This is a genomic window from Paenibacillus sp. FSL A5-0031, assembly GCF_001956295.1.
Lineage (GTDB): Bacteria > Bacillota > Bacilli > Paenibacillales > Paenibacillaceae > Pristimantibacillus.
This window is the reverse complement of sequence record NZ_MRTD01000022.1, coordinates 75,711-96,573: the sequence shown is the minus strand read 5'-3', so window position 1 is coordinate 96,573 and position 20,863 is coordinate 75,711. Positions and strand designations below refer to the sequence as shown.

The 20,863-nt window shown below is 41.1% G+C and carries 23 protein-coding genes; 19 read left to right on the top strand and 4 right to left on the bottom strand.

What is annotated here, in order from left to right:
- Positions 1 to 201 precede the first annotated feature (201 nt).
- Positions 202 to 1,206 carry an alpha/beta fold hydrolase gene (locus BK120_RS28845; RefSeq protein ID WP_076270949.1) on the top strand — a complete coding sequence of 335 codons (1,005 nt, stop codon included), beginning with the start codon at positions 202 to 204 and terminating at the stop codon, positions 1,204 to 1,206.
- Positions 1,207 to 1,365: 159 nt separating this feature from the next.
- On the opposite strand, the gene BK120_RS28840 is transcribed toward BK120_RS28845, so the two are convergent.
- Entirely contained in the window at positions 1,366 to 1,785 is a 420-nt protein-coding gene (locus BK120_RS28840; RefSeq protein ID WP_076270948.1) for a GNAT family N-acetyltransferase, read from the bottom strand.
- A gap of 192 nt (positions 1,786 to 1,977) precedes the next feature.
- On the opposite strand from BK120_RS28840, the gene BK120_RS28835 reads away from it, so the two are divergent.
- The 5 genes from BK120_RS28835 (at position 1,978) to BK120_RS28815 (ending at position 5,415) form a co-directional block, all read left to right on the top strand.
- Positions 1,978 to 2,481: an ankyrin repeat domain-containing protein gene (locus BK120_RS28835; RefSeq protein WP_076270947.1), complete on the top strand. Its 504-nt coding sequence runs from the start codon at positions 1,978 to 1,980 to the stop codon at positions 2,479 to 2,481.
- Positions 2,482 to 2,620: 139 nt separating this feature from the next.
- Positions 2,621 to 3,253, top strand: coding sequence for a hypothetical protein (locus BK120_RS28830; protein WP_076270946.1), 633 nt, complete (start codon positions 2,621 to 2,623; stop codon positions 3,251 to 3,253).
- A gap of 167 nt (positions 3,254 to 3,420) precedes the next feature.
- Positions 3,421 to 4,050 (top strand): DUF4004 family protein, encoded by a 630-nt coding sequence (locus BK120_RS28825; protein WP_218639607.1) that lies wholly within the window; start codon positions 3,421 to 3,423, stop codon positions 4,048 to 4,050.
- A 14-nt stretch (positions 4,051 to 4,064) separates the two neighbouring features.
- Positions 4,065 to 4,751 carry a hypothetical protein gene (locus tag BK120_RS28820; RefSeq protein WP_076270945.1) on the top strand — a complete coding sequence of 229 codons (687 nt, stop codon included), beginning with the start codon at positions 4,065 to 4,067 and terminating at the stop codon, positions 4,749 to 4,751.
- The gene (locus BK120_RS28815; RefSeq protein WP_076270944.1) at positions 4,744 to 5,415 is read left to right on the top strand and encodes a hypothetical protein; all 672 of its coding nucleotides are present in this window, start codon (positions 4,744 to 4,746) and stop codon (positions 5,413 to 5,415) included. The genes BK120_RS28820 and BK120_RS28815 overlap by 8 nt, the downstream gene beginning before the upstream one ends.
- A 237-nt stretch (positions 5,416 to 5,652) precedes the next feature.
- On the opposite strand, the gene BK120_RS28810 is transcribed toward BK120_RS28815, so the two are convergent.
- Entirely contained in the window at positions 5,653 to 6,474 is an 822-nt protein-coding gene (locus BK120_RS28810) for a MerR family transcriptional regulator (protein ID WP_076270943.1), read from the bottom strand.
- 122 nt (positions 6,475 to 6,596) lie between these two features.
- On the opposite strand from BK120_RS28810, the gene BK120_RS28805 reads away from it, so the two are divergent.
- From BK120_RS28805 to BK120_RS28780, 6 genes are all read left to right on the top strand, one after another.
- On the top strand, positions 6,597 to 7,868 hold the full coding sequence (locus BK120_RS28805) for an alcohol acetyltransferase (protein WP_076270970.1): 1,272 nt from the start codon (positions 6,597 to 6,599) through the stop codon (positions 7,866 to 7,868).
- Positions 7,865 to 8,539, top strand: a complete 675-nt coding sequence (locus BK120_RS28800) for a DUF6320 domain-containing protein (protein ID WP_076270942.1) — start codon at positions 7,865 to 7,867, stop codon at positions 8,537 to 8,539. Before BK120_RS28805 ends, BK120_RS28800 begins: the two co-directional genes overlap by 4 nt.
- A 139-nt stretch (positions 8,540 to 8,678) precedes the next feature.
- Positions 8,679 to 9,050 (top strand): GntR family transcriptional regulator, encoded by a 372-nt coding sequence (locus tag BK120_RS28795; RefSeq protein WP_076270941.1) that lies wholly within the window; start codon positions 8,679 to 8,681, stop codon positions 9,048 to 9,050.
- 49 nt (positions 9,051 to 9,099) lie between these two features.
- Entirely contained in the window at positions 9,100 to 9,873 is a 774-nt protein-coding gene (locus tag BK120_RS28790) for a hypothetical protein (protein WP_076270940.1), read from the top strand.
- A gap of 18 nt (positions 9,874 to 9,891) precedes the next feature.
- The gene (locus BK120_RS28785) at positions 9,892 to 11,217 is read left to right on the top strand and encodes a hypothetical protein (protein ID WP_076270939.1); all 1,326 of its coding nucleotides are present in this window, start codon (positions 9,892 to 9,894) and stop codon (positions 11,215 to 11,217) included.
- A 26-nt stretch (positions 11,218 to 11,243) separates the two neighbouring features.
- The gene (locus BK120_RS28780) at positions 11,244 to 11,978 is read left to right on the top strand and encodes an ATP-binding cassette domain-containing protein (RefSeq protein WP_076270938.1); all 735 of its coding nucleotides are present in this window, start codon (positions 11,244 to 11,246) and stop codon (positions 11,976 to 11,978) included.
- Positions 11,979 to 12,023: 45 nt separating this feature from the next.
- Here BK120_RS28780 and BK120_RS28775 read toward each other — a convergent pair whose 3' ends face one another.
- Positions 12,024 to 12,992 (bottom strand): alpha/beta fold hydrolase, encoded by a 969-nt coding sequence (locus tag BK120_RS28775; RefSeq protein WP_076270937.1) that lies wholly within the window; start codon positions 12,990 to 12,992, stop codon positions 12,024 to 12,026.
- A 184-nt stretch (positions 12,993 to 13,176) separates the two neighbouring features.
- Between BK120_RS28775 and BK120_RS28770 the strand changes: the two genes are divergently transcribed.
- From BK120_RS28770 to BK120_RS28755, 4 genes are all read left to right on the top strand, one after another.
- A complete protein-coding gene (locus BK120_RS28770) occupies positions 13,177 to 13,584 on the top strand; it encodes a MerR family transcriptional regulator (RefSeq protein WP_076270936.1) in 408 nt (135 codons plus the stop codon).
- Positions 13,585 to 13,648: 64 nt separating this feature from the next.
- Complete coding sequence (locus tag BK120_RS28765) at positions 13,649 to 14,557, top strand: alpha/beta hydrolase (protein WP_076270935.1); 909 nt, start codon at positions 13,649 to 13,651, stop codon at positions 14,555 to 14,557.
- Positions 14,558 to 14,598: 41 nt separating this feature from the next.
- On the top strand, positions 14,599 to 15,279 hold the full coding sequence (locus tag BK120_RS28760; RefSeq protein WP_076270934.1) for a Crp/Fnr family transcriptional regulator: 681 nt from the start codon (positions 14,599 to 14,601) through the stop codon (positions 15,277 to 15,279).
- A 106-nt stretch (positions 15,280 to 15,385) separates the two neighbouring features.
- On the top strand, positions 15,386 to 16,246 hold the full coding sequence (locus tag BK120_RS28755) for a DNA alkylation repair protein (RefSeq protein ID WP_256711054.1): 861 nt from the start codon (positions 15,386 to 15,388) through the stop codon (positions 16,244 to 16,246).
- Between the two features lie 70 nt (positions 16,247 to 16,316).
- Here BK120_RS28755 and BK120_RS28750 read toward each other — a convergent pair whose 3' ends face one another.
- Positions 16,317 to 17,315 (bottom strand): LacI family DNA-binding transcriptional regulator, encoded by a 999-nt coding sequence (locus BK120_RS28750; RefSeq protein WP_076270933.1) that lies wholly within the window; start codon positions 17,313 to 17,315, stop codon positions 16,317 to 16,319.
- 169 nt (positions 17,316 to 17,484) lie between these two features.
- Between BK120_RS28750 and BK120_RS28745 the strand changes: the two genes are divergently transcribed.
- The 3 genes from BK120_RS28745 (at position 17,485) to BK120_RS28735 (ending at position 20,860) form a co-directional block, all read left to right on the top strand.
- Positions 17,485 to 18,246, top strand: a complete 762-nt coding sequence (locus BK120_RS28745) for an SDR family oxidoreductase (protein WP_076270932.1) — start codon at positions 17,485 to 17,487, stop codon at positions 18,244 to 18,246.
- Positions 18,247 to 18,359: 113 nt separating this feature from the next.
- The gene (locus BK120_RS28740) at positions 18,360 to 19,619 is read left to right on the top strand and encodes a glucuronate isomerase (RefSeq protein ID WP_076270931.1); all 1,260 of its coding nucleotides are present in this window, start codon (positions 18,360 to 18,362) and stop codon (positions 19,617 to 19,619) included.
- Between the two features lie 236 nt (positions 19,620 to 19,855).
- Entirely contained in the window at positions 19,856 to 20,860 is a 1,005-nt protein-coding gene (locus tag BK120_RS28735) for a LacI family DNA-binding transcriptional regulator (protein ID WP_305953911.1), read from the top strand.
- Positions 20,861 to 20,863 lie beyond the last annotated feature (3 nt).

The window sequence follows — 20,863 nt, the reverse complement described above, 5'->3', positions numbered from 1 at the left end:
ATTCGATACCTCTATATCATCAAAGCCATGAGAAACGACAGCGATGTCGTTTTTTTCATTTCTTCATGCAACAGCAAAGTTTAGCAAGGAAATCGTTAATTATGAAGTCAAAATGAAATCATTTATAATGAAAGGATAATAACGTTTTGAAGGAGCCAGCTCTTGAATAGGAAAATAATAAAAATAGGGAAGGTCACTATTATGATCATCGTTCTGATTGTTCTGGTCGGATTGATATTCCCAACATGGACACCTGGCATTAAAGGTGACAACAGCATAAGTACGTTAGAGCAAGTTGAAATCAATGGTACTGGGCATGAAGTGATGATTAGAGGAGTAGACAAACACAATCCGATTGTTATTTTTGTACATGGCGGTCCGGGTTGTTCTGAAATTCCGTATGTAAGGAAATATCAAGATTTGCTTGAGAAAAATTATACGATCGTACATTATGACCAGCGCGGGAGCGGGAAATCTTATCATTTTAATGAAGACTATTCTAATCTAACGACTGACGTGCTTGTGGAAGATCTGCTTGCGTTGACCGATTATGTTACCGCGAAATTTGGACAACAGAAAGTGCTGCTGATCGGTCATTCTTTTGGCACATACATTGGAATGAAAGCGGCGGCTAAGGCACCTGACAAGTTTGCGGCTTATATCGGCGTTGGGCAAGTGGCTGATACGGTAACGAGCGAATTGGATAGTTTGCAATACGTTATAGAACAGGCGAAGCTGGCTGACAATACCAAGGAAGTGGAAAGATTAGAGTCTCTTCGAGAACCAATCGAAAAAGGGGAGGAAACGACGCCTAGATCGATCATTCGAAAATATGGCGGGGCAGCAAGGTTAATTGATGACAACATGGATTATTACAAAGGGTTTCTGTTTCAGCCTGAGTATAATTTGCTTGATGTTGTTCGCTATTTAAGAGGAATTTCTGTAACGCAAAAGATGCTGCTGGCTGAGGAAGCGAGCAATAATATTATTGATGTAGTGAAGTCACTGGATATTCCTTGTTATTTTGTGATGGGGAAATATGATTATATGACATCGGTGAATGCTGCACAACAATATTTTGACGTGCTGCAAGCGCCAATGAAAGATTTTGTACTGTTCGAACAATCGGCTCATTATCCGCAATTCGAGGAGAAGGAGTTATTTGCGGAGTGGCTCAATAAAACATGGAAGCAGCTCGCTCACTAGTGGACATGAACGTTTCAATTCTTCATTTATTAAGTAAGCAGTAAAGATGAGGAAGGAGCATGAACCAACTGTTTTTCTTATAAGCAGTATCGATAAGGTTTCCTCCATCCTTCGATGGAGGTTTTTTTATATGGCGCTCTAATTAGAAAAGCAAAGCGGTTAAAGGTCTTTTTTTAAATAATAGTGCGTATAACCTCCAGCATTTGGTATCGATCCAAACACCTCGAAACCTTGCTTCTTGTAAAAATCGAGCGCCTGAAAGCTTAAGGTATCCAGCTTTATGAAATCACAGTTTTTCGCTTTAGCTATTTTTTCGGCTTCGTCTAAAAGCTGCTTACCGTAGCCTGATTTGCGAATTTCGTCCGCAATAAATAAATACTCGATCTGCATCCAGTTCCAGCATATTTCGCTAATAAGCCCGCCGAAAATTTGACCATCAGCGTTTTTTAGAAACAAATTAACTTCCTGATACCGCCCTTTCAAGTTTTCAGGGAAATGCTTTAAATTAAAAGCAAACATATTGCTGCTAACATATGTTTTATCATCGTTATTCCATTCATTTGATATATATAATTCCATGCTTCACACGCCTCTCTAATCCCTGCATTTACCTCATGCAAACAAAAATGACTATCTATTTTAATCTATCACATTTGCTCGAAGCAGAAGCAGTAAAGAATAGTTTATAAGTGTATTTTATTATATTTGAAATCATCTATTAAAGTTTGGTAATGTTGTAGAATGAAACCAGTTGAAATGGGGTGGAAATAAATGAATGGTCCGTTAATCGAAGATTTATTTCAAGCGATTCAGTCAGGAACTCAGCTAAATAGTCTATTAGAATCGAATCCGAGCCTTGCAAATGCCGAAAATAAGGATGGTCTTACACCACTCGGTTTCGCAGCACATTTTGGCAATAAAGAAGCGGCACAGGTATTGCTTGACTATGGTGCTGACATTAATGCAGTATCTCATTCCAAGATTTCTTTCATTCCCTCTAATACAGCCTTGCATGCTGCGATAGCTGGCGAAAGAAATATAGATCTCATTAATTTGTTTATGAAGCATCATGCCGATACTAATCTTCTGGACAGTAATGGTCACACTTGCTTGCATACTGCAGCTTTTCATGATGATAATATTGAAATCATTCGGGTATTGATTGAGCATGGAGCAAATATAAACACTGAAGACCGAGAAGGGAATACAGCCTGGTCTTTGGCAGTCAAGCAAGGAAATCATAATGTGGCTGAGTTTCTTCGTGGGCAATTATGAGTATGGAAAATACTTGCATATAAACAAAGTAAGCAATTGTGGTAATCTATAATCAATGAGCAGAAAGCTTGCTGATTGATAGGCTAGTGAAAAAAACGAGATTTACAAGATGAAGCTGTTATAGGAGACGAGTAGAACTATGACAATAAACAATGAGACAACAAATGAGGAAGTAAACAGTAAGGATTCGGCGATGACCGAGGAGAAATGGGCGGAGCTTATTAAGGCTGTTCACCATAATGGCATCGTAGCTTTAAAAATGCAATTTAACGATGTTGAAGGACAAGTGTTGAACCACGAAGCTTATGGCCCAGTTTTTGTATTTCATGTGAAGGATGAGTCGGACAGCGTATATTCCTGCGGATTTTTCCTGCATGAGTTGGTCAATAGATTCCAATCGGGGAATGATCCTGCGGTGTGGATGGCGTCTTTCTTCGTCGATCTTATGGAGATCGAGGGTGGGAAACCTCTCTCACAAGCAGCTGCAAGCGAAGAGGAGGCTAAAGCGGTAATCGATAAAATCCTCGTTCCGCAATGTATAACAGCTGTGACGGAAGAGTTTGCTCCGGAACAGGTACATGCGGGTCTAGCTTGGAACGAAGAACACGGTCCAGTCTTTGAAGCTGGATTTCCAACGATTAAAGATGGAAACAACGTTTGCGCTATTCCGTTACATCTATTGTTGACACATTTGCAGTTGAACCGGGATCCTGCGGAGCTGCTGATTCAAGGCATGTATAACATCCGAAATGAACATGGCATAAATTCCTAAAATGTTTTTTTATCAAAAGGCAGCTTCTGATTCGTAATGGAATCGGGAGCTGCCTTTTTCTTTTATATAAATGAAGAATAGCAAACCAGCCTAACCATTCTTTATTGCGATATTCTCATTTACAACGTAACAGTGTTATGTTACGATCATTTCGAGAGGTGATTATAGTGGATAAGGATTTAATTTCGAAAAAGGAGCTGCTGGATTTAACCGGCATTTCGTATGGGCAATTATATCGTTGGAAACGAAAGAAGCTTATTCCTGAGGAATGGTTTATTCGAAAATCAACGTTTACAGGACAAGAAACCTTTTTTCCAAAACAGACGATATTAGCGCGCATCCATAACATCATTAATATGAAGGATGATCTTTCGTTAGATGATCTAGCGGGTAAGTTATCTGATACGTCCGCTATTAACGATATGACACTGACTGCTGCAGAAGTTGGAGAACGTAACATTGTTTCGTCTATGACCCTAAGCAGTTTCGGAGCGTTATCTGGAATTGGTGGACAATATTCTTTTGACGAGCTTGTGCATTTATTTGCAGTTGACTATCTGCTTGGCCTCGGAGAGCTGAGCTTAGAGGAAGCAGAACTGTTGTTTCAAACCTTGAACGAGAAGGTCAGGAAGTTCGAGGGGAAGAGCTGGGATCTATTTTTTATTCGGAAAATGGGGATGACTTCCTTTATCATGGCGCACTCCCCAACTGAATTAGTGTTTGACGAAGGCGTCCGACTTGTTGCCAAGCTAAGCTTAGGTGATTTGATTGAACAATTAAAAGGGAAGCTTTCTTAATGGAGGGAAGAGCGATGACGGAATATCAGCTGTCAGATTTAAAGATTAGCGGAGTTAGCGGTGCTGCAGGTGGAAATTACGATAACGTATCTATAGATGGTGTTGGCAAAGTAAGCGGAGCTATTGTTGCGCGTAGATTTAAGGGAAATGGACATATAAGAATGAAGGCGCATCTTACGGCAGATGAGCTTGAAGTTAATGGTACGATGGATGTAAAAGGCAATATGAAATTTGGAAATTTGAAGGCGGATGGTTTGCTTACTATCGCGGGCGGAGTTAGCGGCGAAAGCTGTGAATTAAATGGCATGATGAGCATAAAAGGTGATTGTGAGCTAGAGCATTTTACAGGTAAGGGCGGCTTCACGGTTGGCGGCTTGCTTAGTGCGGGTCAGCTGGAATTTCAACTGCAAGGCCAAGGAAAAGCGAATGAGATTGGCGTGGAAAACCTGGTCATCAGGCAGGCAGACGTGGGAATATGGAATAAATTATTCAGTGGAATTATTCCGAAGCTAAAGCCTGAGCTGCGTGTTGGGGTCATTGAAGGCGACAATATTGATATTGAATTTACAACTGCAGATATCGTTAGGGGTAATGTTGTCATCATTGGTCAGGGCTGCTCGATAGGACGAGTAGAATATCGCTCGAAGCTGTCCGTACATCCCGGCGCTGCAATTATGAAGGAGGAGAAGGTTAGTGACTGAGCCTATACGGAATCCATTGAAAGTATTAGGTGAAACAACGTCAGCGGGCGGGTTTTATCAAAATGTGAATATAACAGGCGAATGTAAATTTAACGGCGATGTGAATTGTGAGAAGCTCAGACTGACGGGAGAAGTCAAGATCGCTGGAAATTTAATTGCGAAAGATATGAAGATAACGGGCGTATGTGCCGTTGACGGCAGCTTAAACGGGCTTAGCTTGCAAGGACGAGGTGAGATGAAGTCAAAAGGAAGAGTTAGAGTAGACAAAATTAAGTTAACGGGTCAATTGGATGCAGCAGGTGATTGCGAAGCGGAAGAGCTGCACATAACTGGCGCAGTAAATATCGATGGATTATTAAGCTCAGATCAGCTGGCTATTAGTATGTTCGGACCTAGCTTTGCCAAAGAGGTCGGAGGCAGCAAAATCAAAATTAAAAGAAGCAAAGTGGGAACATTGCTGAGGCTGATGAAATCGATGGACGGGGTCATATTCAATGCCAGGTTGATCGAGGGCGATTACATCGAGCTTCATTATACGAAGGCAAGTATCGTTAGAGGAGAGAATGTAATTATAGGTATAGACTGTGAAATTGAGACGGTGGAATACCGCGATGAACTGAAAATTCATAAGAGTGCAGTTGTGAAAAACAAGGTAAAACTATGATTTTTTTATACGCACTGAACAAAATTAGCTTTCCCCATTTTGGGGGGGAGAAAATGAATGCGCCGGCAGAGTGTATGGTTTATATCTGCCGACGCATTTTTTTATTTTATAGTTTGAATTTGCTAATTAATGTTTGCAGCTGCTTGGACAAGCTGGATTATGGACTATATTTAATTTTACAAAAAACGGGACTGTCTCTTTAGGTCTATGACCTTGAGAGACAGTCCCGTTTGCATTTTACTTTGAACAGGGCACCAATAACGCTTGAAGCTCATATACCCATTGAAAAATGCCTGTAAAAATAACGGATTGGACAATAAATGCTAGTTCAGCATCATATTTCGTTTTTGCATCGATTATCATATTTTGCATGGCCAATGCTTTTTGATCTTCGGAGCAATAACCATAAATATACGTTCCGGCTGGCAATACGGCCATATTGTCTGCCTCAGCAGGCCACTTTTCACAGACAGCAAATAGAACAGAATGGTTTTCAGACTGCTCTTTCTCTAAAGTCGTCAATATAAACGCTGTATGTTCGAAAATAAATGAATCACCCTCGCCGTCACTGCTATATTGCAGGAGCAGATCTTGCAGCTGCTGGAAATTTTCAATGCTCGGCTGCTGGATAGAAGGAAACGTTAAGATCATTCTTTTCGGAATTTGTTTGCACGAAAAAATATGATCGGAAAGCTGCTCGGGTACTAGTGTCGTGCGCGTTTCGTACTGTTCTCTTAAAGCTAAAAGCAATTTTTTAGTATGTTGCAGTTGTTTGATTTCCTGGTCTATTTTATCTTCAGTCGCTATTAGACAAGGAATAATATATTCATAATGGTCATTTGCGAACAACTCTTTAATATCGTTCAAAGGCATACTTCGTTGTTTGCAAAAGTTAATCACGTTCAGATAAACCAATTCCTCATCTGAATAATAGCGATAACCCGTGAGAACATCTACTTTTGCAGGCTTCAACAAGCCAATTCTGTCATAATGCCGTAAGGTTTCTATGGTCGTGCTGCTTCGTTTGGCAGTTTCTCCGATAGAGTAGTATGTCCTCATGTCAATCTGCTCCTATTGACTCTTATGTTACACAAGAGTTTATGATTTTCATTGTAAATAAATTCGATTGATTATACAAACAAGAGCTAAACAGCATGAATCTAGAAAGGAAGAAATTCCAATTGAACAAATGGTATAAGCTCGATAATGCTGCAAAGCTTTTTCCATCCGTTACGAATACAAAAAACACTTCTGTTTATCGCATTTCAGCCGTATTGAAGGATAGAATAGATGCTGACGCCTTGCAGAAAGCGGCTGATACCGTATTTGATCGTTTTCCGATGTTTACCGTTAAACTACGTAAAGGTGTGTTTTGGAATTACTTAGATGAAAATACGGAGAAAATTGTAATCGAAGAGGACGAGCAGTATCCATGCCGGGATATTGATCCGAATACGAATAACGGTTACTTATTTAAGGTTTTATATTATCAAAATAGAGTATCGATTGAAGTTTTTCATTCCCTTACGGATGGCAATGGAACCATTGAATTTTTAAAGTCACTTTTATACTATTACCTCATATATTTGGGGAAAAACATCGATCCTGAAGGAAAAATTTTGCTCGCGGATACTGGAGTGGATGTGCTTGATATGGAGGACAGCTTTCGCAGGTATTACCAGGATTGCTATGTTGAACGAGTGATAACGAGCAAATCTTATCATGTTAAAGGTACACGCTTTGAGCACTTCGGAAACAATGTGGTGCACGGCGTTGTTAGCGCTTCTGCATTGAATGCACTTGCCAAGCAAAAGGGCTGTACGATAACAGCGTATTTAACGACATTGCTCATTTACTCTATTTATCAAACGAGGATTAAATTCAGTGAGCAGAATGCGCCGGTGGTCATATCAATTCCAGCCAATTTACGCAAAGCCTTCCCGTCGCGGACGCTTCGCAATTTTTTTGGCGTTGTAAATATCGGAATAAAAGTAACCGAGGACGCTTCATTTGATGAGCTCATTATTCGAGTGAATGAAATGTTAAAGCAGAAATCAGGAAAAGAAAATTTGCAAAATATCATTTATAACAATGTAGCGCTCGAACGCAACAAAGCTACTCTTTTTATTCCTTTGTTTCTCAAAAGCTGGTTTGTTGATTTTGGTTTTCGCACACTAGGAGAAAGCAGAAGAACGATGACGTTATCCAATGTTGGCAACATCATTTTGCCGCAGCAAATGTATGACTATATCGACGTTATTGAGGCTGTAGTCTATCCATCGAATAAAAGCCCAGTAAGCTGCGGCGTCTGTACGGTTAATGATAAGCTGACGATTACGTTTACAAGAAGTATTGTAGAAGCCGATATACTGCAATATTTTTTCTCTTATTTAGCGGATCAGGCTGGGCTTGACGTGAGAGTATATTCAAATGATTGGGGGAGGAATGGATGAGGTTATGCAATCGATGCAATGTGAGTGTTGACGATCAGCACGATTATTGTCCGTTATGCTCGAGGCCTCTTGGGAATCGCGGGAATAGTGCGTCAGAGTACCCCTCCTATGCAAAATTACATCAAGAAACAGCCGTATTTACACGTACAAAGCTGTTTTTATTTTTAACGATATCGGCTATTGTACTCTCGATTACGATTAATTTATTAACCTTGCAGCTTAATCCTACATTGTGGTCTGCGATTGTGACGACCGGGTTAATCTATGCATGGGTGATCGTAAAAGATACGATATTGTCAAAGGCACATATCGGCAAAAAGATATTGTTTCATTACGCGATTTTAGCGCTTTTTTTACTCGTAATCGATATTTTTGTTGGGTTTATGAAGTGGTCAACCACCTATGCCATTCCGCTCTTTGGCATGGCAGCGACTTTTATGATGACTCTGCTCGCCATTATAAAAAAATCGTTATGGCATAATGATATCGGTTATTTATTAGCGATGTTTTTCATCAGTCTATGTCCTGCGATTTTATTTATTTTTCAATTAGCGGATGTTATCTGGCCTAGTGTGGCCGCGATTGTGTACTCATTGCTCACGATCATCGGCATGATTATTTTTTCGGATCGGCAATTTAAAGAGGAAATAAAGAAACGGTTTCATTTTTAAAAGGTTTAGAAAGGTTTATTTCATATCATTGAAGAGGAGGGGCAGATTTCAAAATCATGCTCCTTTTTTTGTTACATATTGACAATTAAATTGTACTAGTGCAATAATACAACCAAGAGATAAGGCAGGTGATGTGTACGTGCTACATTTTTATGAATTAAAGCTAAACAACAAAGAGCCCGTATACGTGCAGGCCGCATTGTATGTGAAGAGGCAAATATTGCTGGGTAAGGCTGAATCGGGAGATAAGCTGCCGTCTAGGCGAGAAATAGCTGCACAACTGAACATCAACCCGAATACAGTGCAAAAGGCTTTTAAGCTTATGGAGGATGAAGGTTATGTTCGCACGAGCAGTACGCTCGGCAGTGTCATTTATGTAGATGAGGCGATCTTAAAGCAAATTGAAGCTGAGCTGACGGATGAGTTAGTGAAAGCGTTTATTGGCTCCGCTAAGGAGATTCATTTGTCGTTCCAACAAGTCATCTCCCTCATTAGCGAGCGTTGGGAATAGTTTTTTTGGCGTATCTGTACTACTACTATAATACAATTGAGGTGGTATCATGAGAACCTTTTATCGACTGCTGCAATATGAATTTTCAACCTGGCTGAAAGCGATCTTGCTGCTTTGCACAGCTGTAATCGTTATTCCACTTTATCTGCTCCACATGTTTGTCAAAGAATATGGTGAATATACCGTTCACGAGCGTTATGAAAATATTTATGCCTCTTCAGGCTGCATCATCGTATTCCTCCTATGCATAGCAGCAGCATGCGGATTTTTCTTAAAGACGATTTATGCAGGTTATTGGGGCAGTAAAAGTATATACATGTTTTTATCACTGCCTGTAAGGCGTGAATCGATTTATTTTAGCAAAATCGTTGTTTTTGTCATTTGCTTGCTCATGCTGCTCGGGTCGCAGCTAATTAGCATAAAGCTTGGATACGATGTGGTATCGGCGAAGTTTGCAAGCTATGGTGAAGGCCGCTTTTCGATGACAAATGGACTTTTTTTAGCGGTTATCCGTTCTGATTTTTTTCGAATCATCATGCCATTAAACCTAAGCAGAATCATATCATCAGCAAGTATTTTAATTATGATCACAACAGCTCTATATTACGTGGCTTTATGCGAACGAAGCAAAAGGTACTGGGGTTTAGTCGCTATTGGAGCCGCGGTTATCGTGGGAATTAAAGTACTGAGCTATCGAATGAGTGAATCCTATTCTTTTGCAGCACCAAGTCATTTGTATATTAGCAGTTCAATTATGCTTATTTTAAGCGGATTTTTCATATGGCACAGCATCAAGCTAATAAAAAAAGCAGCTATCGCTTAAGAAAGGGATGGGATCGCTATGAAAAAGCTGAAAAATCATGCAGTTCTCGTTGCATTAATTGCAGCGGTAGCTGTCATAGGGATAATGTCCGGCAGTATCTACGCGAAGAAGGATCAAGGGACATTTTATTTAAAAGATTTGCAGGGTTCACGCCAAGCGATTGAGGATACAGTCATAAGTGGAGAGCTGAAGGATGGGAGCCATCGGACTAGCTTCCGTATTGAGAAAGGCCAAGTGAATACGAGTACCGTGTTATTTGAGCAGATGCAGCAGCAAACCCCAAAACGATTTATTCCGGGAAATGCTAAATTAATGAATGGCATTGAATATGATATTTCAAATACTGGTCCACTTTTTGAAATTGTTGCTCGTGATCGAAGGAACACGATTCCCATTCCTACCGGTACGGCAACGGTTAACCCGCCTGTTCATTATAATAGAACGGATCAGAAGGATAACAGCGTCACTTATACGAATGCTCTTGAATATGGACTTGCCAAAATTGGCGATAACGTATATTTTACATTGCCAACGACAACGCATTACACAGGAGAGAACGGGATCTATGAGTTAAAGTTTTCAGATAATTGGGGTTATCGAGGCATAACCGGAGACAAAGGGCAGGAGCCGCGTACCGTGGCAACCTTCAGCCTGGATAAAAACAAAGATAATCCGAATTCAAGCATTGAAATTCTTGGATTAGAAGCCGTTGGCAGCAGCTTGGCATTAATTGCAGTTGAAAATAACCAGCTTACTATTCGTGCATATGACAGCGTCAGCGGGAAGCAATTAGGTGAGACGATAGTTCCTCATTTTTACTTGGCAGGACGGGATCGAGCGAGCTCATTCAATAATCCGAGCGGGGATACCTATTATGAAAACTATGAAGCATTTAGCGATCACGATCAGAACATGCTAAATCTGAGTTTTAGCCGGTCCTCTTCCGCAGAGGATGCTGCTGCCAATAATAATAACAAAACAATGTTTAGTTTTCATTTATCGAATGAAATGAAATTAAACGAAACGATAAAAGAAAGCTTTGCGGACGGAGAAGAGGACAATTTCAGCGGTATGCTCGCGATGAGCTATCGTAACGATAAGTTATATGTCGTCAAGACAATGAGAAGCAAGCCTAAAGAAGGAACTCAGTTTCAATATGATATTGTGCTTCCTAAACGATTTATAATTTATGTGTATCAAGCCTCTACATTGCTCTACAAAGGCGAGCTTATGACTGATCTGAATGACGATAATATTAGAGCGATGAATCTATCGCCGCTGCCAGGCGGGTTTGGATACAGCCAATCAGAGTATAGGTATTACGATAACCTCAAGATTGAATAAAAGGTTTGCAGGCAGGAGGGGCACGGATGATCGAGCTAAAATATGTGGAAAAGCGCTATCCTGGAAGCAGTGAGTACTTATACGTGGATAGCTTAACGATAAACAAAGGTGAAATCGTTGGTATTCTTGGCGGTAACGGCAGCGGGAAAACAACATTGCTGAAGGCAATTATGGGAATTGGAGAAATTCAGAATGGTACCATAACAGTAGAAGGCAGACCAGTAACGGAGCAATATGACAACATTGCATTGATTACGGAGGAAGGCAGCTTCCTTCCTGATCTGACACCCGTTCAGTATGCAGAGTTTTTGGCTGGCTTTTTCCCTAGATTCAATAGAAAACATTATGACAAGCTGATCAGCTTCTATGAGCTTGAACCGCAGCAAAAAATCAAAACATTCTCCAAAGGGCAAAAGCTGAAGCTTGAAATTTGTGCGGGGTTTGCTAAGGAAGCAAAATATATGCTGATGGACGAACCTTTTCAGGGCAAAGATATGTTCACTAGAAAGGATTTTTTAAAGCTGATGGTTTCCAATTTAAAAGGCGATGAGACGATCCTGCTTACGACACATTTAATAGAAGAAATTGAGCATGTTATCGACCGTGCCATTATTGTTCATAAGGGCAGAATTAAAGCGGACTTTTATATCGACGAGATGAGAGAACAAGGCAAAAGTATAAGTGATGTCATGTCTGAGGTTATTGGCTATAAAGAGAATAAATATAAGGAAGTTTTGGATGATTCATTTCCCGAGAAATAGTTGAAGAAGGTTTCTAGTATGAATGCCATATTTTTAAAATTAGCTTTAATTATTATTAATTGTGTTCACTATTTTTTGCAATACTTCTTCTCTATTGGACCAATGAATGTAATGCTCAGAATCAGAAATGGTTTCTTGCTTACTAAGGCTGGACCATTGTAAAAGCTGTCGCTGCACTTTCGCCCATTCGCCTCCGCTATCTGAAGATAAACTAAGCAGCGGGGTGTCTTTTAAGTAACCGCCATCTAATACAGCACGAGCATTCTCATTCATATTTTTTATGACACTCAAATTATTGGACTCTCCAATATGATTATAATACATGGCTAAGTCAGTGGCTTTCCATTCGACTGGGAGCCGTTGATTACGTAGGTTCTCTGCGGTAAATGGAAGTAAAACGCCTATATTTCCTAAAGCTCTAGCTATCCCAGTTACACGCAAGCCTGCCATAAAGCGATTTATCAAATAGGGCTGCAGCTCCCCGGCATTTGCATAATATTCAGGGCTGCCGCCGTCTAATAAAATGATTTGCTCTACTTCATCAGGGTATCGTTGTGCAAAACGAAGCACCTCTAAGGATGCGAGCGAGTGTCCAATTATAACGTAGGGCGCGGTTTCATTTGATTTATTAAGCAGTTCATGCAGTTCATCAACTAATGTATCAATCGTTCTAGGGATATGTGTTTGCTCGCTCCAACCAAAACCAGCATGGTCAAAACTTATGGTTCTCGCATATTGTTGCAGTTCGTTTTGTAAGTAGTAAAAATCGGTAAAAGCATTAGGTGTTCCAGACCCAGCAACAAAAACAATGGTTCGGCTACCAGCAGTACCAACACTGTATATGTGCATGTCATGCGAGTTTATCGTATATCGTTTTCCTGGCGGCAAAAACATTTGCGATTCTTTATTCATCATATTGAATTGCCAAATTCCTCCTATAAATAGAAGGATGACAACGGACACTACGAATTTCATTATGACTTTTAATTTTGGTTTACGAGTTTTTTTGTTCATGGCTGATCCTTTATCGACTTTAAAATTCGTTCAGTTTTTACTTTTTCGATCCATAATTAGTATATTATAGCATTTTCGTTTTGGCATAACTACAATGCTATTTTCTAATTAAACGTTAAGACCTATGATCAGCCTGTGTGTCTCTTCAGAATAATCTTTCAACCAACATAAGAGGGGGATTGAAATGACCGGTTATTTGCGAGGGCAAATTGCAAAAATGGCGAATGTGAATATCGAAACGTTAAGATACTACGAGAGTCACGGTCTAATTCCGGCGCCGATGCGTTCTGAATCAGGTTATCGGATGTACTCTGAGGAAATATTAAGTCATCTTACGTTTATAAAAAATGCTAAGGCTTGTGGATTTACATTAAAAGAAATCAAAAAAGCATTAACAAAGTCTAGCAGCAGTCAAATTAGTCTCGCTGACTTTTTGGCTGTGATCGATAAAAAAATGGATAAAATCCGTTCAGATATGGAACGGCAAGAACAAACATTAGCAATGCTCACAAGTTTAAAAATAAATTTGCAAGCAGAAGAAAAGCACCCGGAAACTCAGCAAACACTTCACATCCTTCATATGGAATCTTAGCTTGACGTTGTACTATGCTACAGGCTGTAAACTTACGTTATTAAGCCTGTAGGAGGAGTATTACATGGAAAAAACGAGTACCGAACAGCTTACAGCGATTAAACATTTTCTAAAACAAACGAGCAATTTTAGTGAAATGCCAGTGGACAAAATACGAAATGAAATGAACAATACCGCAGCTGCAATGCAAATGAATACGGATATTATCGTCCAAGAGGTAGTAATCGGAAACCTATATGGTGAATGGATTACTCCTGCCAATTTGACTGTAGATGTGAACAAGGTCATTCTTTACTTCCATGGCGGTGGTTTCATAGCAGGCACCTGTGCATTCTATCGTGATTTGACGGCAAGAATAGCGAATTCCAGTGGAGTGAAAGTACTTGTCATTGAATATAGACTTGCACCGGAGCATTCGTATCCAGCTGCAAACGAGGATTGCCTCACTGCCTATCGTTGGTTGCTTGAAAACGGTTATTCCGCTGCTAATATGCTATTTGGCGGAGATTCGGTAGGCGGAAGCCTTGCGCTTATGACCTTGCTTTCACTTCGAGATCAAGGAGAGACGCTTCCAGCAGGTGCTTTTCTCATCTCCCCGCATACGGATCTAGTGCATTTGGATGGTGAATCCTATACGACTCGATCGGAGCTTGATCCTACAGGGAGCTTGGAGGGAAATCGCAGGATATTGGACACATATTTAGGTAACAGTACGGATGAAATCCCGCTATTATCCCCCCTTAGGATGAATTTGAGCGGACTGCCCGATTTGTTTATCCAAGTAGGCGATCATGAAGTTCTATTAAGTGATTCTACACGGTTTACGGATCAAGCAAGAGCAGCAGGTGTCGCTGTTACGCTGGAAGTATGGGTTCAGATGTGGAGTGTATTTCATTTTCTCGCCTACATGCTTCCGGAAGCGCAGCAGGCTATCGACCATATTGGTCATTTTGTGAAAAAGAAGCTGTCTTAAAATCTTTATTTTTTCATCTCGTTTAACGAACTGGAGGAGAAATGGATAACATTCAATATTTATCGCAATTCAATTTGCTTCAATCACTCACAATAGAAGACTTGATAGAGATGGATGAAATGACCTCTATTACCGTTATCCCGAAAAAGACGTTTATTCAAACACCGGAATCTTTTTCAGAAGGGCTTTATTTTGTGAAAAAGGGAAAGGTTCGTTTATATAAGCTGAGTGAGGAAGGCAAGCAATTTACTTCGGATATATTGGGTGAAGGAAATGTATTTGGCGTGATGAATATTATTTCATTTGGTACGCGGGATCACTATATTGAAACGATTGAAGAAAGCCATATTTGTTTGATGAGTAAAGATAGGTTTGAAAATTTTTTAATGCAGCGGCCTCGCTTCATGATGAACTTATTACAGGTTCTTAGTGATCGAATTAGTGCGATGAGTCGTTTAACACAAAATTTAGCTCTAGGAGGTCTTCATGATAAAATTTTGCATATTCTCATGAAGCTTTCTAATCAATTTGGACTTACGAGCATGGATAGGGATGAGTATTGCAAAATTGATTTTCCACTTTCACATCAAGAAATTGCAAATCTGGTTGGAGCGACAAGAGAAGCGGTAACAGTAGCCTTACAAGAGCTTTCGGAACAAAAACGCATTAAGACAGGTTTTAAAACCATCTACATCCATAAAAAAATGTTGTTGCAAAACTAGGTCATGTAGGAATGGTTGTAAACTAGATTACATCTTCGCTTATAAATAAGAAGTATGATTGGCGTACTTTCAATTTTAAATGTCGTATAAGCGAGGGAACCGTGTTATGAATAATGAGAAAGCGACGGTCATTTCTGACTCCATTTTGTACCGCAAAGGTGCAAAAAAGTTGAGTGATATTCCAAATGAAGTGGTAGAACTTATTTATATGGGGAAACTGGAGTCGGTCAATTTGACGGAATGGCTCGTTGTTGATCATATTGTACTGCTGCAAAATGTACTTAACGAGCTTGGTTTGCATCAAGAATCCGATCCCATTCTGGATAGGCTGAGACATTTGAACGAGAAAAAAATTATGAAAATCATACCTGCTATCGCAAAGGAATGGCTTAGCTTATTCGCTCGACTAGCAGAAGAAAAGCAGTATAAGCTTTCCGACAAATTAGCTGCTCATCCTTCAGACAGTGTTCGCTGCTGGGCTGCTTTTATTATCGGAGCGGATCAACGTTTAAGTTTAGTAGAGAAGCTTGCATCGATTCGTCCTTTTGCGGCAGATCACCATTTTGGCGTTCGCGAGATTGCTTGGATGGCTGTAAGGGAATCCATCTCCAATAATTTGGTGGAAGCACTTCATTTACTCGAAGATTGGGTGCGTGACCATGATGCGAATATTAGGAGATTTGCCATTGAATCCACTCGACCGCGAGGCGTATGGGCCAAACATATTGCTGAGCTGAAAGAAAATCCTGCTATGGCTCTTTCCCTATTAGAAGCTGTGAACAGCGATGAAGCCAAATATGTTCAGGATTCAGTAGGCAACTGGATGAATGACGCTAGCAAAACTAATCCTGAGTGGGTAAGAGCTATTTGTAATGACTGGTTGGAGCGCTCAAAGTCGAAGGAAACGAAAAGAATTGTGGCAAAAGCGTTAAGAAGCTTGCCGGTGTTTCGCCAAGTCCAGGAATGAGGAAAAAGTTTATAGATATACAAACAACAGGGCTATCCTCAAGTAGTGTTATCTACTTTATGGGACAGCCCTATTCAACATTTGAGAACCGTTTAGAAGTAGAAGCACGCAAAACAAGTTCGGGTTCCAAGTGGACCGTCTTAGTCATGTTTGGAGCATCGATAAGATAAAGAATAGTTTTGGCAATTGCCGCTGCGATGGAGGAGAGGGCAACACCTACGACGGTCATTGGAACCTCAAGGTTCTCCATTTGCGGAAGATTGTCGTAACTAACGACAGAAACATCATGAGGGACGGAGAGGCCGAGTTCACTGACGGCGCGAAGGATGCCGCGAGTGAGATCGATACCGCCGCTTATGACAGCTGTTGGACGAAGAGGACGATCCATCATCATTCGTGCAGCAATATAACCATCGTGAAATTCTAAACCGTTCATTTGGAGAATGGAATCATCCGTTAAGCGCAGCCCATGATGTCTAATCTCTTCTTGAAAGGCTTCGATTTTTACAGCTTGCAGCGGGTCATGCGATTTCGGTTCCCCAATGTACGCTATTTCTTTATGACCTAAATTTGCCAAGTGACGAACCGCTAGACGAATGGCTTGTCCACGGTTAACATCAACTGCGGAATAGGGTGTATAGTCAGCGGCGCCATACGTAAGAATTGGGATTTGCATGGAGCTGGATTCGATTGGACTAGGTTTATTATCTCTGTCTCCAAAGGCGAGTATGGCATCCACTTGATAGCGGCGAAAAGTTTCGATCGCGGATTCGATGTTGCTAATAGAGAGCAACGTGATATAGCCGTAATTCTCGAGCTCCTCATTGAGCCGTGTAAGAAGGGATGATAGAGCTGCACGTTCTATTGATGGCCATACGATGCCAATCGCGCCGCTTTTTCTCGAGACGAGACTTCGAGCAGCAATATTGGGTTGATAACCCATGTCTTTGGCGATGGAGTGGATATGCTGTTTCGTTTTATTTTGTACGAGCGGGCTGTCTCTAAGTGCCTTGGATACTGTAGAAAAGCTGACGCCTGCACGCTCTGCGATATCTTTGATGGTTACCATAGCTTCCCTCCGAAAGGAACTTTAACGACTATTATCATAATTCATTCATCCTATCATAGTACAATTATTATGCAAATGAAAGCGGTATAATTGGTGTAGACAGTAGGGGCTTATTGCGATATTATGAAAAATAACAACGTTGTTATTTTGATTATAAGGTGGTTTTCTCATGTTTAATTTAACAGAAACCGTATCCGTTGTAATCGGCGGAAATGGTGTTCTTGGCAGTGCCATGGCTTCTGCACTGGCTGAAGCGGGATCAAAAGTAGCCATCGTTGGCCGCGATATGGAGAAAGCAAAATTAGTATGCGATCAAATAAATAGCAGCGGCGGAACGGCGATCTCTTTGCAAGCAGATGCGACAAAAAAAGATGAACTAGAAGCGGTGCTGAACGATGTGCTGCAATGGGGAGGACGTATAGATACCCTTGTAAATGCTTCAGGAACAAACAGCCCCACACCTTTTTTTGATTTGGAGATGGATGAATGGGATCGAATTATGGACGTCAATTTAAAGAGTGTCGTGCTGGCATGCCAAGTGTTCGGTAAACAAATGATTGAACAGGGCAGCGGCGGCTCTATTATCAATATCTCATCAGTCTCCTCAGCACCACCGCTCTCTCGCGTGTTTACTTACTCAGCATCGAAGGCAGGAGTTAACAGCATCACGCAATTTTTAGCACGTGAATTTGCGCCAGACCGCGTAAGAGTTAACGCTATTATTCCAGGTTTTTTCCCGGCAGAGCAGAACAAAAAAATACTTTCGCCCGAAAGAGTAGAGTCAATTATGCAGCATACGCCAATGAATCGATTCGGAAATCCGGATGAGCTGAAGGGCGCGGTTGTTTATTTGGCTTCATCTAAAGCCTCTTCATTTGTTACCGGCTCATTCCTCCGCGTGGATGGCGGATTTGGCGCGATGACGATATAACATGACCGCGTTTACAGCTAAAGGGAACGGACAACAACGACTGCATTTGAACACATAAGGCGCATAAAGCTTGGGAGGAAAGTGTTGTAGCCAATAAGAGAGGGGAAAAGAAAATGAGTACTCAAACCATTGCAAGCCTAGCAGATATTAAAGCGACGGTTGATCGTTTAGCTATGAGCACGCCTGTTACGGATATGCATACTCATCTATATGCTCCTGAATTTGGAGAACTGCTTTTATGGGGCATCGATGAGCTGTTAACTTATCATTATTTAATTTCAGAGTCGTTCAGATGGTCAGAGGAGGAGTACAGCCAATTCTGGTCGATGACAAAGCGCGAGCAGGCGGACTGGATATGGAAGCTGCTGTTCATTGATCATTCTCCTGTAAGCGAAGCCGCAAGCGGCTTTATTACGATTCTTAAACGTCTTGGATTCGATGTATCCTCACGCAATCTGGATGATTACCGGCAAGCTCTTGCAAAGCGTACGGTAGAACAGCAGGTAGATACGGTCATGCAGCTCGCTGGAATTGAGAAGATCGTCATGACGAACGACCCGTTTGATCCTGTTGAACGTCCCGTTTGGCTGTCAGGCAAAGGAAAAACGGATGCCCGTTTCTACGCGGCGCTGCGAGTTGATGCGCTTCTTAATGATTGGGATCATGCGGTGAAAGAGCTGCAAAATCTTGGTTATGATGTACAAGCGGAATGGTCTGAGCGGACAAAGGCAGAAACGAGACGTTTTCTTTCGGAATGGATTACTCGGATGGATGCTCTTTATCTTGCAGTGTCGATGCCTGGTGATTTTGAATATCCAGCCGATGATCATCGAAGCAAGATGATTGACGAGGTTATGATTCCTGTATGCCAAGCAAAAAGTATTCCGTTTGCGTTAATGATTGGCGTACGCAGACGGGTGAACCCATCACTCAGATTAGCAGGCGATATGAGCATGTTGTCTGATGTATCGGCAGTGGAAGCCTTATGCCGACGTTACCCCGAGCAGAAGTTTCTCATCACGATGCTGGCCAGGGAAAATCAGCATGAATTAACGGTGCTTGCCCGTAAGTTCCGGAATCTAATGATATTTGGCTGCTGGTGGTTTCTGCATATTGAATCGATGGTTGAGGAAATGACACGTTTTCGCATAGAGCTTCTAGGCACTTCAATGATTCCGCAGCACTCCGATTGCCGTGTGTTTGAGCAATTGATTTACAAATGGGAGCATTCTAGAAAAATCATTGGCAATGTTCTTGCTGCGAAATACGAGAAGCTGCATCATAGTGGATGGACGGTGACGGAAGAGGAGATCAAGCGGGATCTGGATGATATGCTGAATCGAAACTTCTGGCGTTTTCTAGGCAAAGAATAATTCATTTAAGGTTATCCATAAAAAAAGCTCAAGGTGATTCTATCCGTAAAATGCGGTGTGGATCACCTTTTCTTATGGTAATGGCGGATCTGGAAACACTGGAAATATTGCTCAAAATAACTATTGAAATCGATTTCATTATTTGCTATATTATTAAATATCAACTTGATAGCGCTTTATTTGTTTATATCTGCCAAAATTTATAGCAAAGGTCGAATCTTATGGATGTTAATATCGTGGATGTAGCTAAAGCGGCAAAGGTATCACCGACTACTGTCTCGCGCGTGTTAAACAATAACCCGCTCGTTAAGAACAAAACGAGGGAAAAGGTTCTCATGGTTATTGAGCAAATGAACTACGTTCCCAATGCTGCAGCCAAAAATCTACGCCAGCAAAAAACGTTTACCATTGGAATAATTGTGCCTGATATTATGGTTGCCTATTACTCTAATTTAGTAAAAGGAATTCAGAATAAGGCGCATTTGGAAAAATTTAAAGTCATTATCTGCGATACCCAAAACAGCAGAGAAATTGAGCTCGGATATCTTCAAATGTTAACGAACAGAACGGTTGACGGCATGATCCTGATTGAGTCGTTACTGCCGAAAGAGACGGTTATGGAGCTGCTTGAAAGAGGTTATGTCATAGGGTCTATTGGACGCAGTATCCTGGATTCCAGAATTTATAACGTCCAAACGAATACGACAGAGGTCGCCATGCACGTGGTTGAGCATCTCATCGAGCAGGGACACAAAGATATAGCATTCATAAGCGGCTATAATGATGCGATCGATAGCTTGGATCGTCTGGAAGGCTACATCAAAGGATTAGAAAAACACGGAATTCCGTTCCGGCCAGAGCTTGTGGAAAATGGCGATTTCAACAAAAAAGGCGGATACTCAGCTTTAAAGCGCCTTTGGGATGCAAGGCAGAAGTTCACAGCTGTTTTCTCTGCCAATGATGAGATGGCATTAGGCATTTATGCCGCGTGCAGAGAAGCGAATGTAAGAATCCCTCAGGATCTAGCTGTTTTTGGCGTAGACAATGAAAGAGTTTCGAGATATTTGGTGCCTCAGCTGAGCACGGTTAATCAATTGAAGATTGAGATGGGCTATGCTGCTGCGGAAATGCTGATCAAGAAAATTAAAGGCGAGATGGCGGACGATGATGAGCGTATTGTCGTTGTTGATTCTCAGCTGTGCATTCGTGCTTCTTCTAATTACAAAAGAGTGCAATCATAATTT

Excerpts from the sequence above, each read along its gene's own strand:
- BK120_RS28845 (WP_076270949.1), top strand. The coding sequence starts at position 202 with ATGATCATCGTTCTGATTGTTCTGGTCGGATTGATATTCCCAACATGG.
- BK120_RS28840 (WP_076270948.1), bottom strand. The coding sequence starts at position 1,785 with ATGGAATTATATATATCAAATGAATGGAATAACGATGATAAAACATAT.
- BK120_RS28835 (WP_076270947.1), top strand. The coding sequence starts at position 1,978 with ATGAATGGTCCGTTAATCGAAGATTTATTTCAAGCGATTCAGTCAGGA.
- BK120_RS28830 (WP_076270946.1), top strand. The coding sequence starts at position 2,621 with ATGACAATAAACAATGAGACAACAAATGAGGAAGTAAACAGTAAGGAT.
- BK120_RS28820 (WP_076270945.1), top strand. The coding sequence starts at position 4,065 with ATGACGGAATATCAGCTGTCAGATTTAAAGATTAGCGGAGTTAGCGGT.
- BK120_RS28810 (WP_076270943.1), bottom strand. The coding sequence starts at position 6,474 with ATGAGGACATACTACTCTATCGGAGAAACTGCCAAACGAAGCAGCACG.
- BK120_RS28800 (WP_076270942.1), top strand. The coding sequence starts at position 7,865 with ATGAGGTTATGCAATCGATGCAATGTGAGTGTTGACGATCAGCACGAT.
- BK120_RS28790 (WP_076270940.1), top strand. The coding sequence starts at position 9,100 with ATGAGAACCTTTTATCGACTGCTGCAATATGAATTTTCAACCTGGCTG.
- BK120_RS28785 (WP_076270939.1), top strand. The coding sequence starts at position 9,892 with ATGAAAAAGCTGAAAAATCATGCAGTTCTCGTTGCATTAATTGCAGCG.
- BK120_RS28780 (WP_076270938.1), top strand. The coding sequence starts at position 11,244 with ATGATCGAGCTAAAATATGTGGAAAAGCGCTATCCTGGAAGCAGTGAG.
- BK120_RS28775 (WP_076270937.1), bottom strand. The coding sequence starts at position 12,992 with ATGAACAAAAAAACTCGTAAACCAAAATTAAAAGTCATAATGAAATTC.
- BK120_RS28770 (WP_076270936.1), top strand. The coding sequence starts at position 13,177 with ATGACCGGTTATTTGCGAGGGCAAATTGCAAAAATGGCGAATGTGAAT.
- BK120_RS28765 (WP_076270935.1), top strand. The coding sequence starts at position 13,649 with ATGGAAAAAACGAGTACCGAACAGCTTACAGCGATTAAACATTTTCTA.
- BK120_RS28760 (WP_076270934.1), top strand. The coding sequence starts at position 14,599 with ATGGATAACATTCAATATTTATCGCAATTCAATTTGCTTCAATCACTC.
- BK120_RS28755 (WP_256711054.1), top strand. The coding sequence starts at position 15,386 with ATGAATAATGAGAAAGCGACGGTCATTTCTGACTCCATTTTGTACCGC.
- BK120_RS28750 (WP_076270933.1), bottom strand. The coding sequence starts at position 17,315 with ATGGTAACCATCAAAGATATCGCAGAGCGTGCAGGCGTCAGCTTTTCT.
- BK120_RS28745 (WP_076270932.1), top strand. The coding sequence starts at position 17,485 with ATGTTTAATTTAACAGAAACCGTATCCGTTGTAATCGGCGGAAATGGT.
- BK120_RS28740 (WP_076270931.1), top strand. The coding sequence starts at position 18,360 with ATGAGTACTCAAACCATTGCAAGCCTAGCAGATATTAAAGCGACGGTT.